Raw genomic sequence first — 12,894 nt, 5'->3', positions numbered from 1 at the left:
AATAGCTGCATTAGCGGCTATTCTTCATTCCTTTAAGATACACCTCAATCGCTTGACATGTCAATGATTCAGGATGTTTCGCCTATCTATCATACCATATATATTGAAGAAAACGAGTTCGTAACTTCTACTATTCCCATTAATAGAGCTTTTTTAAAAGCCGTTTTCTGTTGATTAAATTGAAAATAAATTGATCACGCTCTAGTCATTGATTTTGCAGGGCTGCTTCTGCTGGGAATTACCGCCACTGCTTCTTGTAAAATTTCATTGACACCCCATCAAACATTTCCTAAACTTATGATTGTAATGTTAATAATATCGTTTTATTTGGCATATTTCATTAACAATTGACACATATATACAACAAAGGGAGAGTGTAATCATGCAACCTGAAGTGCAGACGAGCTTTAAGCCTGCAAATGGGGCAAAAGGCTGGAAAGTATGGTGGCAGTTAACAAGACCACATACATTAACTGCAGCGTTTGTCCCAGTCCTAATCGGAACAGCATTAGCGATCAGTGACACTGATATACATTTCGGATTATTTCTTGCCATGCTGCTGGCAAGCTTGCTTATTCAAGCAGCAACGAATATGTTTAACGAATATTACGATTTTAAAAGAGGACTGGATACGGAAGAATCTGTAGGAATTGGCGGAGCGATTGTACGAGATGGAATCAAACCAAAAACCATTATGCAGATTGCCTTAAGCTTATACGGCATTTCCATGCTGCTTGGAGTCTACATTTGTATGCAAACAAGCTGGTGGCTCGCTGCTGTTGGTCTTGTCTGCATGGCTGTCGGTTATTTGTATACGGGTGGACCGCTTCCAATTGCCTACACACCTTTCGGAGAACTTTTTGCTGGCTTTTTTATGGGGATGATGATTATCCTGATTTCATTCTACATTCAAACCGGTACTGTTTCTTTAACAAGTGTGCTTGTCTCTTTCCCAATCCTGCTGCTTGTTGGCGCCATTCTGTTAGCCAACAATATCCGCGATTTTGATGGAGATAAGGCTTTTGGCCGTAAAACTTTAGCTATTTTGATTGGCAGAGAGGGAGCTGTAAAGCTTCTTGCCGTTATGTTTATTGTTTCTTATGCATGGGTGTTTATTTTAATTTTTACGGGTGTCAGCTCGCCATGGCTTGCTCTTGTTGTTTTAAGCACACCGAAAGCAATTAAAGCCACAAAAGGCTTTATCGGAAAATCAATTCCTGTTACAATGATGCCAGCTATGGTTGCAACCGCACAAACTAATACCATTTTTGGTTTCTTACTGTCAATTGGCTTATTTTTAGGTTACTTTTTATAATAATTCAATCCCTTCGCACACATGTGGCAAAGGGATTTTTTTTGTGTAATCAGGCAATAATAGATCATCCTCTATTCTAAAACATGGTTAACTTTTTTGAAATCAGGGTATTTTCAAGATATGACAATAAAAAGGACAAGTACCGTTCATAATAAAAAGAACCAGAAATTTAAGTTCAAAAGAGGATGTGGATTGTTTGCTTACGAATACACAACTAGACCAATTAAAAAGTACACTGCTTGAGGAAAAGCAGTCACTCGAAAACCAGCTCCAGGATAATAAAGACGGCAGTTTAGAGGGTGTAAATGCCCGCGAAACAGTTGGTGAGCTTTCACTATATGACAATCATCCTGCTGATATGGGTTCTGAGCTCTACGAAAGAGAAAAAGATTTCGCCTTAGAGGAACATCATGATTCACAGGTAAACAAAATTAATGCTGCATTACAAGCTATTGAAAATGGAACATACGGAAAATGTAAAGAATGCGGTACCGAGATTCCTTTTGAAAGGCTAGAAGTTGTTCCTTATACTCTATACTGTAAAGAACACAGTCCTGAACAAAGTATTAAAGGGGATCGGCCGGTTGAAGAAGAGGTACTGGAGCCCGCTCACGGAAATACTTTTCAGCATAAACAATTCAGAGAAGTTGTTGATAATGAGGACAGTTTCCAAGAAGTTGCTCGATACGGGACATCAGAAACACCTTCTGATTTAAGAGGGGATTACGAAGATTATAACTCTCTATACAATGAAGGACATGATGATGAAGGATTTACTGAGGATTATGAGACCTTTATAGGCAATGATATGGAGGGGAAATCCCGAAAAATCTATCCTTCCAAAAAGCATGAAGAGTATGAAGCAATGCTTGATTCTGAGGATATCGATGCACCATTTGGCGATGTGCCTTATCATCAATCAGACGGGTATGTGGATGACAAAAAAGATGAGTAAATAATAATTTAAAAAAGCGATACCATTCTTCCTAATGGTATCGCTTGTATTTATTATCTCTATATACTTGATTCAAGATCGCCAATAATTTCGTCAATGGTTTCCGTTACATCGTTTGTCCTTCTAGCAATATTAATACTAAATTCTAATAACTCTTTGTAGCTTTGCACAGGAATGACAGCATTGCTCTTCTCATATTCGTTCAACTGCAGGCCAATATTTTGCAAGTGAAGAAGTACCTCTTCCATTGAGCCTTTTTCCATTTCAAACATAATGCTACCCCCTTTTCTCTTGTATCCATTATTACCATAAAATATAAATTTTTATAGTGGTAATAATTTCATCTTCCTCTTATCACATGGGTATGTCCGCATTCGTCCTTTTATTCTACCTAAAAGTTTCCAGTTAAAATACAGATGATAACCTTATTTTCCTAAAAATTAAAATAGAAAGCGGAAGAAAAAATTGCCTCTCCCGCATCAGTGATGAATATATTAAGACATTCAGCAACATACAATTTGCCGTATTTTACGGTTCTATACCTTAATATGAGATGAATGAATTCCCCATATATCGTCTGCATATTCTCTAATTGTTCGATCACTTGAAAAGAAACCAGACGTCCCAATATTTCTTAAACTCATTTTTAGCCAGCGCTGCTGATCAGCATAAGCTACCCCCGCTTTATGCTGGGTCTTGGCGTAAGCATCAAAGTCTCTTAGTACATAATATTGGTCATTTTCCATCAATAAGGAGCTCGCGATCGCTTCAAATTCTCCAGCAGTATCTGGAAAAAATCCGTTTGTTAATTGACCCAATACCTTGCTAATTCGATTATCGTGATGATAATATTCCATTGAATTGTAGCCGCCTTGACGTTCGTATTTCAAGACTTCCTCAGCTGTAAGGCCAAATATGAAAATATTCTCCTCCCCAGCCTTTTCTTTAATTTCAATATTCGCTCCATCCAGCGTTCCAACAGTAATGGCACCATTCATCATAAATTTCATATTGCCTGTGCCAGAAGCTTCTTTTGTTGCTGTTGAGATCTGCTCACTAATATCTGCAGCAGGAAATACCAGTTCAGCTAATGATACTCGATAATTTTCCAGAAAAACGACCTTCAGCTGATCTCGTGTTTGCGGGTCATTATTCACTTTTGCGGCCACAGAGTTTATTAATTTAATGATTTTTTTAGCATAATAGTAGCCAGGAGATGCTTTTGCTCCAAAAATAAAGGTTCTTGGCGGCATACTGAAACTACTATTCTCTTTCAATTGATTGTATAAGTACATGACGTGAAGGATATTTAAAAGCTGTCTTTTATAAGCATGAAGCCTTTTTACTTGAACATCAAAAATAGATGAAGGATCAATTTGAAGCCCTGCCTGCTTCCTGATCACTTCGGCCAGACGCTCTTTGTTTTTCTTTTTAATAACTGAAAGCTGTTCCAGAAAAGCTGGGTTGTTCTCATAAGCAAGCAGCTTTTGAAGTTCCTCTGGCTGTCTGATCCACTCCTTTCCGATGCTGTCATTTATCAGGTTTGTTAACAGCGGATTGGATTTGATCAGCCATCTTCTATGGGTAATTCCATTTGTCTTGTTATTGAATTTATCAGGGTAATATTGATAAAACTGATTCATTTCCCTCAGTTTGAGTATCTCCGTATGCAAAGCTGCAACGCCATTAACACTATGACTGCCGCAAATGGCTAAATGAGCCATCTTCACTTGACCATGTGCAATAATGGCCATGTTTTCTATACGTGTCCAGTCTCCTTCGTACTCTTGCCATAGTTCCTGACAAAAGCGTTCATTTATTTCATTGACGATCATGTATATCCTTGGCAGTAAAGGCTGAAATATACGTATCGGCCACTTTTCCAATGCTTCTGCTAGTGTAGTATGGTTCGTATACGAAATCGTATTCACAGTAATATTCCAAGCTTCCTCCCAGCTCATCCCCTCTTCATCGAGCAGAATTCTCATCAGCTCAGGGATTGCCAGTACAGGATGGGTGTCATTTATATGAATACTGACATATTCGTGAAAGTCTCTTAAATTATTATGCTGTCTGCGGTAGTTTTGAACAATTGATTTCAAACTGGCACAAACAAGAAAATACTGCTGCTTTAATCTCAATATTTTTCCTTCATCATGCGTATCATCCGGATACAAGAATTCAGACACCTGCTCAGTTTCGCGTTTGTAATTTAATATATCTTTATTTACAGGATAAGGGGCCGGCTCCGCACTCCATAACCTTAACGTGTTAATAGTATCAGTTTGATAGCCTGCAACAGGCATATCATAAGGGACAGCAGTAATAAGTTCCGAGTTCAAGTGCCGAAAAGCGAGAGAACCGTCTTCTTTTGTCCAGCTTTCAACATGTCCCCAAAAGGGCACTTCAATAGCTAAATCTGGTTTTCTTACTTCCCAGACATGCCCATTGCGAAGCCATTGCTCCGGCAATTCTACTTGATATCCATCGACAATCTTCTGCTCAAACAGGCCATGCTTATAGCGAATACCAAAGCCATGACCTGCCAAATTTAAGGATGCAAGCGAATCAAGGAAGCAAGCGGCCAGACGCCCAAGTCCACCATTGCCTAAACCGGCATCTACCTCTATCTCCTCAAGATTCTTAAAATCGATCCCTAAATCATGTAACCCTTCTTCTACTACGTTCTCAATGCCTAAGTTCATTAAGTTTTGCCGAAGCAGTCGGCCAAGCAGGAACTCAATCGAGAGATAATACACTTGTTTTTCCTTATCAATACGATATCGTTCATTGGTGTTGATCCATTCTGTACTGATATGTTCTCGAACAAGCTGCCCTAAAGCAAAATACCGGTCTTTTTCAGTGCTTTCTCCAAAACTTTTACCGCAAGTCATCTCAAGCTTTTTTAGAAAAGCTTCCTTAAATGCATCCTTATCAGAAAACATGAGTTTCACTCCTAGTAATAAGACTTGCGTACAATCTATTATATTGAAAAGCAGACTGCGCCCAGCTAAAATCCTTCTTCATCGCATTGGTCATCACTTGGTCCATATCATTTTCATTCTGAAAAAAGTCCAAAGCCCTTCGAATCGTATAGAGCATATCATGAGCATTAAAATTGGTAAACGTAAAGCCGTTCCCTTTTCTCGTTTCTGGGTCATATGAAAGAACCGTATCTTTTAATCCTCCAGTTTCGCGGACAATTGGAACTGCTCCGTATCGCATCGCAATCATTTGGCCAAGTCCGCATGGTTCAAATTGAGATGGCATAAGAAATAAATCTGCACCAGCATAGATCCGGTGAGCAATACTCTCATCAAAACCAATATAGGCTTTGCATTTTTGCGGATATTTCTGCTCCATAGCCCGGAAAAATTGCTCAAATGGCTCATCGCCTGTGCCCAGCAATATAAACTGAATATCCTCCTGCATTAATTCATGAAAAATACATGTAATTAAATCAAGACCTTTTTGCTTCGTTAATCTGGTAACCATCGCAATAATAGGGATCTCAATATCTTCTTCCAATCCAAATTTCTGCTGAAGATCCAGCTTATTTTCTTTCTTCCCACGTCTATTACTTACATGAAAAGATTGCTTTAATGCAGGATCTGATGCAGGGTTATAAAATTCATCATCAATTCCATTTAGAATGCCTTCTAAATGATTGGCTCTTTGCTTTAGCAGACCATGCAGCTTTTCTCCATAATATTCACTTTGAATCTCTTCCTTATAAGCTTCACTTACTGTTGTAATGGAATCTGCAGCCACTAATCCGCCCTTCATAAAATTCATAGCTCCGTAAAACTCTAATTCTTTACTATTAAAATGCTTATAATCCAGTTCAAATAAATCTCCAGCAGCCTCTTTAGCGAAGATCCCTTGAAATTGCAGATTATGAATGGTGAATACCGACTTAATATGCTGATACCCCTGTCTATGCTGATACTTTATTCTCAATAAATAGGGAATCATCGCAGTATGCCAGTCATGACAATGGATAATATCCGGAAGAAAGTCAATATGCCCCAGACTTTCAAGCACAGCTTGATTGAAGTAAGCAAACCGTTCTCCATCGTCATCATATCCATATAGATTTTCTCTATTAAAATAATACTCGTTATCAACAAAATAATAGGTGATATTCTTAAACACTAACTGTTCAATGCCACAATATTGTTTTCTCCAGCCGACTTTCACATCGAACTGCTTTACAGGATTCATCTCTTTTTTATACTGCTGATGGATTGTTCCATATTTCGGAAGAATTACTCTTACATCTGTTCCTTGCTTTATTAATTCATTAGGCAGTGAGCCAGCAACATCAGCTAAACCTCCAGATTTTACAAAAGGCACACACTCTGACACGACAAATAATACGTTCACGAATTCATCAGCGCTCCTTGTACCGTGCCTTTGCGAACTACGAATGGATTTTCTTCTGTTCCAATTAGGCTGGTATTTGGTTGTACCTTTACATCTTTATCTAAAATTGCGGACTCTAATACACAATTTTCTTCAATCTCACATTTTTGCATAATAATACTGTTTCTCACCACGGTTCCTTTACCAATGACAACACCGCGGGATATAATGCTATTTTCTACCGTTCCTTCAATCCGGCATCCGTTCGCAATGATTGAATTGCGAACAGAGCTTCCTGTTAAGTAACGGGTTGGCGGTTCATCCTTGACCTTTGTATAAATAGGCTGATCTTTTAAAAAGAGGTCTTTCCATGTTTGAGCCTGCAAAAGCTTCATATTTGCCTGGAAATACGTTTCAATTGAATCAATAGCAACATAAGAACCTGTATACTCATACGTACAAAGTGTATAGTTATTATAATCTTGATCAGCTACAACGTCACACATGCATGTGTATCCTGTTTCATCTCTTGTACTTATCAGCTCAATTAAAAGGGATTTTTTCACTAAGAACATTTCTAATGATTGCTCTTCTTTACAAATAACTGTGATGTCACAGCCAGTATTGATATGGCGATCAAGAACTGGTTGAAAATCCATATTAAAGACAGTAAAGCAGTTAGAAATAAGTGCATATTCCTGTCTGCTTCTATAAAAATAATCCATATTGGCTGCAAAGTGGTTAAATGAGCCAATGCCTTTATGAGGGCTGTCTAAATTAGGGGAAGGAAAAAAGAAAAGGCCATCCCGTTTACGATTTAAGTCCCAGTTCTTTCCTGATCCCAGATGGTCCATTAAAGAACGATATTGGTATTTGGGGAATATGGCTACACTGACAATTCCTGAGTTCACCATATTGGAAAGAATGAAGTCAATTAACCTGTAACGTCCCGCAAAGGGTATCGCAGCTAAAGAGCGGTGAAGGAACAGCTCCTTAAGCCCATCATGGTAGGTCGTAGCGTCGATAACGCCAAGCAACATATTATTCACATGTATCCCTCCTTCTTTTTATCAGCCTGTTTTGATTAGTTTGCAAGCAATTCAAGCATATCCTCTGTTACTAAAACAATTTTGCCGTCTAGGGATCTGATGACAGTTCCATCAGGTATATTAATGTCAGGCGGAACAATCGCTTTTTCTATTAAGACATTCTTGCCTACAACAGCCCCCGGCATCACAACAGATTCCCTAATTACCGTTCCATTGCCTACGGTAACTCCTTGAAAGAGAACCGACTTATGAATATCGCCTTCAATTATACAGCCTTCATTGATTAAAGACTGAGACACGGCAGCATCTGGTGAAATATATTGGGGTGGATGATTTGAATTTACAGAATAAATCCTCCAGTCATAATCAAAAAGACTTAACTCGCTATTTTCTTCCAGCAGATCCATATTTGCCTCCCATAGGCTTTCGACAGTTCCAACATCCTTCCAATATCCTTTAAAAGGATAGGCAAATAACTTACATTCATCTTTAAGCATTTGCGGAATGATATCTTTGCCAAAGTCATGGCTGGAAGTATGATTTAAATCATCTTCTCTTAATAGCCTTTTTAAAACACTCCAGTTAAAAATATAGATGCCCATGGATGCAAGATTGTTCTTTGGATTTGCCGGCTTCTCATCAAACTCAATAATGTTCAATTCATCATTCGTGTTCATAATGCCAAATCGGGAAGCTTCATGCCATGGCACTTCAATAACGGATATAGTGGCATCTGCTCCTTTGTTTTTATGGTATTCAAGCATAAGATCATAGTCCATCTTATAAATGTGATCACCAGATAAAATGAGTACATATTCTGGATCGTATTGTTCTAAGTAGTTTAAATTTTGATAAATGGCGCTTGCTGTTCCTGTATACCACTTTACCTCTGAAGATGCGCTGTATGGCGGCAGCACGGTTACACCGCCATCTTTTCTGTCCAGATCCCATGCACTGCCTATGCCAATGTATGAATTCAGAACAAGAGGCTGATACTGTGTCAAAACACCAACTGTATCAATGCCTGAATTTGTACAGTTGCTTAAAGCAAAATCAATGATACGATACTTTCCTCCAAAAGGGACAGCTGGCTTAGCTAAGTTTTTTGTTAAAGAATTAAGCCTGCTTCCCTGTCCCCCTGCTAACAGCATGGCTACGCAGTTTTTCTTTCCCATTTCCTTTTCTCCCCTTTCTTTTTTTTACATGTCTTAAAATTGAAGCTCCAAAAGGAGGGATGGTCATTTGAATACACCATTGTTTACCGTGAAAAGGGATTTCCATTGATCTCAGCAATTTCTTATTGATTTGGTTTGTTCCTCCGAACACCTCCAAATCACTATTAAATATCTCCCGGTATTCACCCTCGTATGGCACACCAATCTGATAGTCAGCATAAGAGCGATCTGTAAAATTGCAAACAACTACATAAAACTCCTCTGGATCGTCCCCTCTTCTGATAAAAGAAAAAATCGACTGCTCCTTATTATCTGCATCAATCCATTCAAAGCCTTCATGACGCTGTTCAACCTCATAAAGCTGCTTTGATCTCTTGTATAACTTAATAAGCTCTTTGACATATCCATTCATTTTTTTATGCATATCATATTTCAGTAAGTGCCAATCCAGCTGATCCTGATCTTTCCACTCAGAAAACATCCCTAGCTCAAATCCCATAAAAAGAAGTTTTTTTCCAGGATGAGCAAACATAAAAGCCAAAAGGAGCCGCATCTGGGCAAACTTCTGCCAATAGTTTCCCGGCATTTTATCTAACAATGACTTTTTCCCATGCACGACCTCATCATGTGAAAAAGGTAATATGAAATTCTCCGAGAAAGCGTACATAAGCGAAAAGGTCATTTTTCCATGCTCATGTTTTCGATCTGCTGCATGAGTTTCCATGTAAGAAAGAACATCATTCATCCAGCCCATATTCCACTTATAACTGAATCCTAACCCGCCATAATGAACTGGAGCGGTTACTTGCGGCCAGTCAGTTGAATCTTCTGCAATCATCAGCACACTCGGGTCATATAGTGTTACCTGTTCATTCAGTTTACGCAAAAATGCTGTTCCAAATGGATTTTCCTCCGTGCTCTGGCGATTCGGCCAATAGATTATATTGGACACAGCATCTACGCGGAATCCGTCAATATGATATTTTTCAAGCCAAAAAATAGCATTAGAAATCAAAAAACTTTGAACTTCATTTTTAGCAAGATTAAAATTTGCTGTTCCCCAAACAGGATTCTCACGATCGGCTTCCGTTTCATATTCATATACATTGTCACCATCAAAGGCATATAGTCCATGTGCGTCTTTACAAAAATGACCTGGAACCCAATCCAGTATGACTCCGATTTCATGCTGATGACATTGATCAATGAAATACATTAAATCTTTAGGAGATCCATATCTGCTAGTTGCCGAAAAATAACCTGTACCCTGATACCCCCAGGAAATATCGAGCGGATGCTCAACAAGAGGCAATATTTCAAGATGAGTAAAACCGTGTTCTTTAATATATGGTATGAGTTCTGCTGCTAATTCCTGATAACTTAAATATTTTCCATTTTTCTTTTTCCAAGTTCCTAAATGGACTTCATAAATGACCATCGGCTTTGCTAAAGAATGGCTCTTTTCTCTTTTCTGAAGCCATTTCACATCATTCCATTCATATTCATCTAACCCGTATACAATGGAAGCAGTCCGTGGCCGCAGCTCAGAAAAAAAAGCATACGGATCGGATTTTAATAGTACCTTTCCTTCCTTTGTGACAATTTCATACTTGTAAAGCTGACCTTCCAAGTTCATCTGAATAACAGTAAACCAGACACCTTCCTGATTTACTTTTTGCAGCGGGTGCGCCTCTCCATTCCAGTTATTAAAATCCCCTGCGATTCTAACTTCTGCGGCATTCGGTGCCCACACGCAGAATCTAGTCTGAACTCCCTCCTCACTCTGTAGCAGATGCGAACCAAAAAGCTTATAGGCTTCAAACAATGTACCTTCATGAAACAAATGTAGTTCGTAATCAGTAGGAAATACTGTATCCATGCTTTTTATCACCTCTGCTGGTTCTATTTCACGTACTCCTTATAAAAGAGGTATTCGATAAGAAATGCCAAATCCCTTGCATTTATCTATCATAATCTTTTGACAATTTTATGCATATTTCGCCAGCTTTCATTATATTGCATCCAAATCTCTTAAAAATAGTCAGATCTTTTAGAGGTGAAGTTCTTTAAGGATAATTTTTTATGTTCATTGCATAATAAATAGAAGAGATTGAAAGGAGCGTGACCGTTGATGAGCAATCAGGAAGAAGAGTATCTTTTAAACGAAGCAAATAAAAATCAAACCAAAATCCCTATTTTTGATGCACCAGATGGAAAAATTATGGCGACCGGAGATATGTTTAGGGGGCCTTATACAGGCGTGACGTCGGAGATTGATTTAAATAATCCGGGACAAAAACTAGTAAGAAAAGAAGAAAATATGGATTAACTCCTTATTTGCACTTTCTTTAAGCACAAAAAAGCTGTCAACTTAAGTTGACAGCTTTTTTAGTATAATGACCCCTACGGGATTCGAACCCGTGTTACCGCCGTGAAAGGGCGGTGTCTTAACCGCTTGACCAAGGGGCCAATATGGCGGAGAAGGAGGGATTTGAACCCTCGCGCCGCTTACGCGACCTACACCCTTAGCAGGGGCGCCTCTTCAGCCTCTTGAGTACTTCCCCATATGGCTCCGCAGGTAGGACTCGAACCTACGACCGTTCGGTTAACAGCCGAATGCTCTACCACTGAGCTACTGCGGAACAATTGTATGGTGGGCCTAAATGGACTCGAACCATCGACCTCACGCTTATCAGGCGTGCGCTCTAACCAGCTGAGCTATAGGCCCATAAAATTGGAGCGGGTGAAGGGAATCGAACCCTCATCATCAGCTTGGAAGGCTGAGGTTTTACCACTAAACTACACCCGCATATTTTTTATATTAAAATGGTGGCTCAGGACGGAATCGAACCGCCGACACAAGGATTTTCAGTCCTTTGCTCTACCGACTGAGCTACTGAGCCATACTATATTTAAAATGGCGGTCCGGACGGGACTCGAACCCGCGACCTCCTGCGTGACAGGCAGGCATTCTAACCAACTGAACTACCGGACCAGATTGCGGGGACAGGATTTGAACCTGTGACCTTCGGGTTATGAGCCCGACGAGCTACCGGACTGCTCCACCCCGCGATAATGTTATTTGCACAAGCATTGCTTATGCTCTTTGTTACCAAATGACTGTCCCGATTTCAGGAAGTGATTTCAAGAAGCAGCTCAATCGGTACAACTCGCAGTGAATTCAACGATGTTTTGCTCGTTGCTCCACCCCGCGATAATAATATTCATTGTTTTGCCATATATAAAATCATGGCGGAGGAAGAGGGATTCGAACCCCCGCGCGGTTTAACCCGCCTGTCGGTTTTCAAGACCGATCCCTTCAGCCGGACTTGGGTATTCCTCCGCATTTCGAAAATGGTGGACCTTGTAGGACTCGAACCTACGACCGGACGGTTATGAGCCGTCTGCTCTAACCAGCTGAGCTAAAGGTCCATTTATATTATTTTGGTAGCGGCGGAGGGGATCGAACCCCCGACCTCACGGGTATGAACCGTACGCTCTAGCCAGCTGAGCTACACCGCCAAAATAAATATAAAGGATAATTTATGGTGGAGCCTAGCGGGATCGAACCGCTGACCTCCTGCGTGCAAGGCAGGCGCTCTCCCAGCTGAGCTAAGGCCCCATATGGGTATTTAAATGAATGGTCGGGAAGACAGGATTCGAACCTGCGACCCCTTGGTCCCAAACCAAGTGCTCTACCAAGCTGAGCTACTCCCCGAAATATATGGCGCGCCCGAAAGGAGTCGAACCCATAACCTTCTGATCCGTAGTCAGACGCTCTATCCAATTGAGCTACGGGCGCATATTAAAATGTTTACTGGTGCCGAGGACCGGAATCGAACCGGTACGGTAGTCACCTACCGCAGGATTTTAAGTCCTGTGCGTCTGCCAGTTCCGCCACCCCGGCAAAAACTTGGAGCGGAAGACGGGATTCGAACCCGCGACCCCCACCTTGGCAAGGTGGTGTTCTACCACTGAACTACTTCCGCAATTTATAAATGGTGCGGGTGAAGGGAGTCGAACCCCCACGCCTTG

The 12,894-nt window shown here is 40.2% G+C and carries 9 protein-coding genes and 17 tRNA genes (1 of these 26 cut by a window edge); 3 read left to right on the top strand and 23 right to left on the bottom strand.

The genetic code is table 11. The annotated features are described in order from the left end of the window. Nucleotides 1-382 precede the first annotated feature (382 nt). Both A6754_RS05575 and A6754_RS05570 read left to right on the top strand, forming a co-directional pair. Nucleotides 383-1,315: a 1,4-dihydroxy-2-naphthoate polyprenyltransferase gene (locus tag A6754_RS05575; protein WP_066442881.1), complete on the top strand. Its 933-nt coding sequence runs from the start codon at nt 383-385 to the stop codon at nt 1,313-1,315. Between the two features lie 196 nt (nt 1,316-1,511). After that, on the top strand, nt 1,512-2,270 hold the full coding sequence (locus A6754_RS05570) for a TraR/DksA C4-type zinc finger protein (protein ID WP_066442880.1): 759 nt from the start codon (nt 1,512-1,514) through the stop codon (nt 2,268-2,270). Nucleotides 2,271-2,329: 59 nt separating this feature from the next. On the opposite strand, the gene A6754_RS05565 is transcribed toward A6754_RS05570, so the two are convergent. The 6 genes from A6754_RS05565 to glgB all read right to left on the bottom strand — a co-directional run bounded on the left by A6754_RS05565 (nt 2,330) and on the right by glgB (nt 10,738). Continuing rightward, on the bottom strand, nt 2,330-2,542 hold the full coding sequence (locus tag A6754_RS05565) for a hypothetical protein (RefSeq protein WP_066442879.1): 213 nt from the start codon (nt 2,540-2,542) through the stop codon (nt 2,330-2,332). 264 nt (nt 2,543-2,806) lie between these two features. Beyond that, nucleotides 2,807-5,215, bottom strand: coding sequence for a glycogen/starch/alpha-glucan phosphorylase (locus A6754_RS05560; protein ID WP_066442878.1), 2,409 nt, complete (start codon nt 5,213-5,215; stop codon nt 2,807-2,809). Further along, entirely contained in the window at nt 5,205-6,656 is a 1,452-nt protein-coding gene (gene glgA / locus A6754_RS05555) for a glycogen synthase GlgA (RefSeq protein WP_066442877.1), read from the bottom strand. Before glgA ends, A6754_RS05560 begins: the two co-directional genes overlap by 11 nt. Then, nucleotides 6,653-7,684: a GlgC family sugar phosphate nucleotidyltransferase gene (locus A6754_RS05550; RefSeq protein ID WP_156495707.1), complete on the bottom strand. Its 1,032-nt coding sequence runs from the start codon at nt 7,682-7,684 to the stop codon at nt 6,653-6,655. The genes glgA and A6754_RS05550 overlap by 4 nt, the downstream gene beginning before the upstream one ends. A 35-nt stretch (nt 7,685-7,719) precedes the next feature. Continuing rightward, the gene (locus A6754_RS05545; RefSeq protein ID WP_066451397.1) at nt 7,720-8,859 is read right to left on the bottom strand and encodes a glucose-1-phosphate adenylyltransferase; all 1,140 of its coding nucleotides are present in this window, start codon (nt 8,857-8,859) and stop codon (nt 7,720-7,722) included. Further along, nucleotides 8,801-10,738: a 1,4-alpha-glucan branching protein GlgB gene (gene glgB / locus A6754_RS05540; RefSeq protein WP_066442876.1), complete on the bottom strand. Its 1,938-nt coding sequence runs from the start codon at nt 10,736-10,738 to the stop codon at nt 8,801-8,803. Before glgB ends, A6754_RS05545 begins: the two co-directional genes overlap by 59 nt. Nucleotides 10,739-10,990: 252 nt before the next feature. On the opposite strand from glgB, the gene A6754_RS05535 reads away from it, so the two are divergent. Continuing rightward, on the top strand, nt 10,991-11,188 hold the full coding sequence (locus tag A6754_RS05535; RefSeq protein WP_066442875.1) for a hypothetical protein: 198 nt from the start codon (nt 10,991-10,993) through the stop codon (nt 11,186-11,188). Nucleotides 11,189-11,256: 68 nt separating this feature from the next. Here A6754_RS05535 and A6754_RS05530 read toward each other — a convergent pair. The 17 genes from A6754_RS05530 to A6754_RS05450 all read right to left on the bottom strand — a co-directional run. Next, a tRNA-Glu gene (locus A6754_RS05530) sits at nt 11,257-11,328 on the bottom strand. A gap of 4 nt (nt 11,329-11,332) precedes the next feature. Continuing rightward, nucleotides 11,333-11,423, bottom strand: a tRNA-Ser gene (locus A6754_RS05525). Nucleotides 11,424-11,426: 3 nt separating this feature from the next. Further along, a tRNA-Asn gene (locus A6754_RS05520) sits at nt 11,427-11,501 on the bottom strand. A gap of 9 nt (nt 11,502-11,510) precedes the next feature. Then, nucleotides 11,511-11,587 (bottom strand) — tRNA-Ile (locus tag A6754_RS05515). Between the two features lie 7 nt (nt 11,588-11,594). After that, nucleotides 11,595-11,668, bottom strand: a tRNA-Gly gene (locus tag A6754_RS05510). Nucleotides 11,669-11,686: 18 nt separating this feature from the next. After that, nucleotides 11,687-11,762, bottom strand: a tRNA-Phe gene (locus A6754_RS05505). 15 nt (nt 11,763-11,777) lie between these two features. Next, nucleotides 11,778-11,854: transfer RNA gene (locus tag A6754_RS05500), tRNA-Asp, on the bottom strand. 3 nt (nt 11,855-11,857) lie between these two features. Further along, a tRNA-Met gene (locus A6754_RS05495) sits at nt 11,858-11,931 on the bottom strand. A 178-nt stretch (nt 11,932-12,109) separates the two neighbouring features. Next, a tRNA-Ser gene (locus A6754_RS05490) sits at nt 12,110-12,202 on the bottom strand. Nucleotides 12,203-12,214: 12 nt separating this feature from the next. Next, nucleotides 12,215-12,291: transfer RNA gene (locus A6754_RS05485), tRNA-Ile, on the bottom strand. A gap of 13 nt (nt 12,292-12,304) precedes the next feature. Further along, nucleotides 12,305-12,381: transfer RNA gene (locus tag A6754_RS05480), tRNA-Met, on the bottom strand. A 24-nt stretch (nt 12,382-12,405) separates the two neighbouring features. Then, nucleotides 12,406-12,481, bottom strand: a tRNA-Ala gene (locus tag A6754_RS05475). A gap of 19 nt (nt 12,482-12,500) precedes the next feature. Beyond that, nucleotides 12,501-12,577 (bottom strand) — tRNA-Pro (locus A6754_RS05470). 7 nt (nt 12,578-12,584) lie between these two features. Then, nucleotides 12,585-12,661 (bottom strand) — tRNA-Arg (locus A6754_RS05465). Between the two features lie 16 nt (nt 12,662-12,677). After that, nucleotides 12,678-12,766 (bottom strand) — tRNA-Leu (locus tag A6754_RS05460). 7 nt (nt 12,767-12,773) lie between these two features. Beyond that, nucleotides 12,774-12,848, bottom strand: a tRNA-Gly gene (locus tag A6754_RS05455). Nucleotides 12,849-12,858: 10 nt separating this feature from the next. Then, nucleotides 12,859-12,894: transfer RNA gene (locus tag A6754_RS05450), tRNA-Leu, on the bottom strand; it runs 49 nt beyond the window's last position.

Origin of the sequence: Cytobacillus gottheilii (assembly GCF_001636345.1) — a bacterium.
GTDB lineage: Bacteria > Bacillota > Bacilli > Bacillales > Cytobacillaceae > Cytobacillus > Cytobacillus gottheilii.
The sequence above is the reverse complement of the archived record's forward strand: the minus strand, read 5'-3'. Positions and strand labels throughout refer to the sequence as shown.

What these genes read in the sequence shown, in the direction of transcription:
- A6754_RS05575 (WP_066442881.1), top strand. Translation starts at nt 383, where the DNA reads ATGCAACCTGAAGTGCAGACGAGCTTTAAGCCTGCAAATGGGGCAAAA.
- A6754_RS05565 (WP_066442879.1), bottom strand. Translation starts at nt 2,542, where the DNA reads ATGTTTGAAATGGAAAAAGGCTCAATGGAAGAGGTACTTCTTCACTTG.
- A6754_RS05560 (WP_066442878.1), bottom strand. Translation starts at nt 5,215, where the DNA reads ATGTTTTCTGATAAGGATGCATTTAAGGAAGCTTTTCTAAAAAAGCTT.
- A6754_RS05545 (WP_066451397.1), bottom strand. Translation starts at nt 8,859, where the DNA reads ATGGGAAAGAAAAACTGCGTAGCCATGCTGTTAGCAGGGGGACAGGGA.
- glgB (WP_066442876.1), bottom strand. Translation starts at nt 10,738, where the DNA reads ATGGATACAGTATTTCCTACTGATTACGAACTACATTTGTTTCATGAA.
- A6754_RS05535 (WP_066442875.1), top strand. Translation starts at nt 10,991, where the DNA reads ATGAGCAATCAGGAAGAAGAGTATCTTTTAAACGAAGCAAATAAAAAT.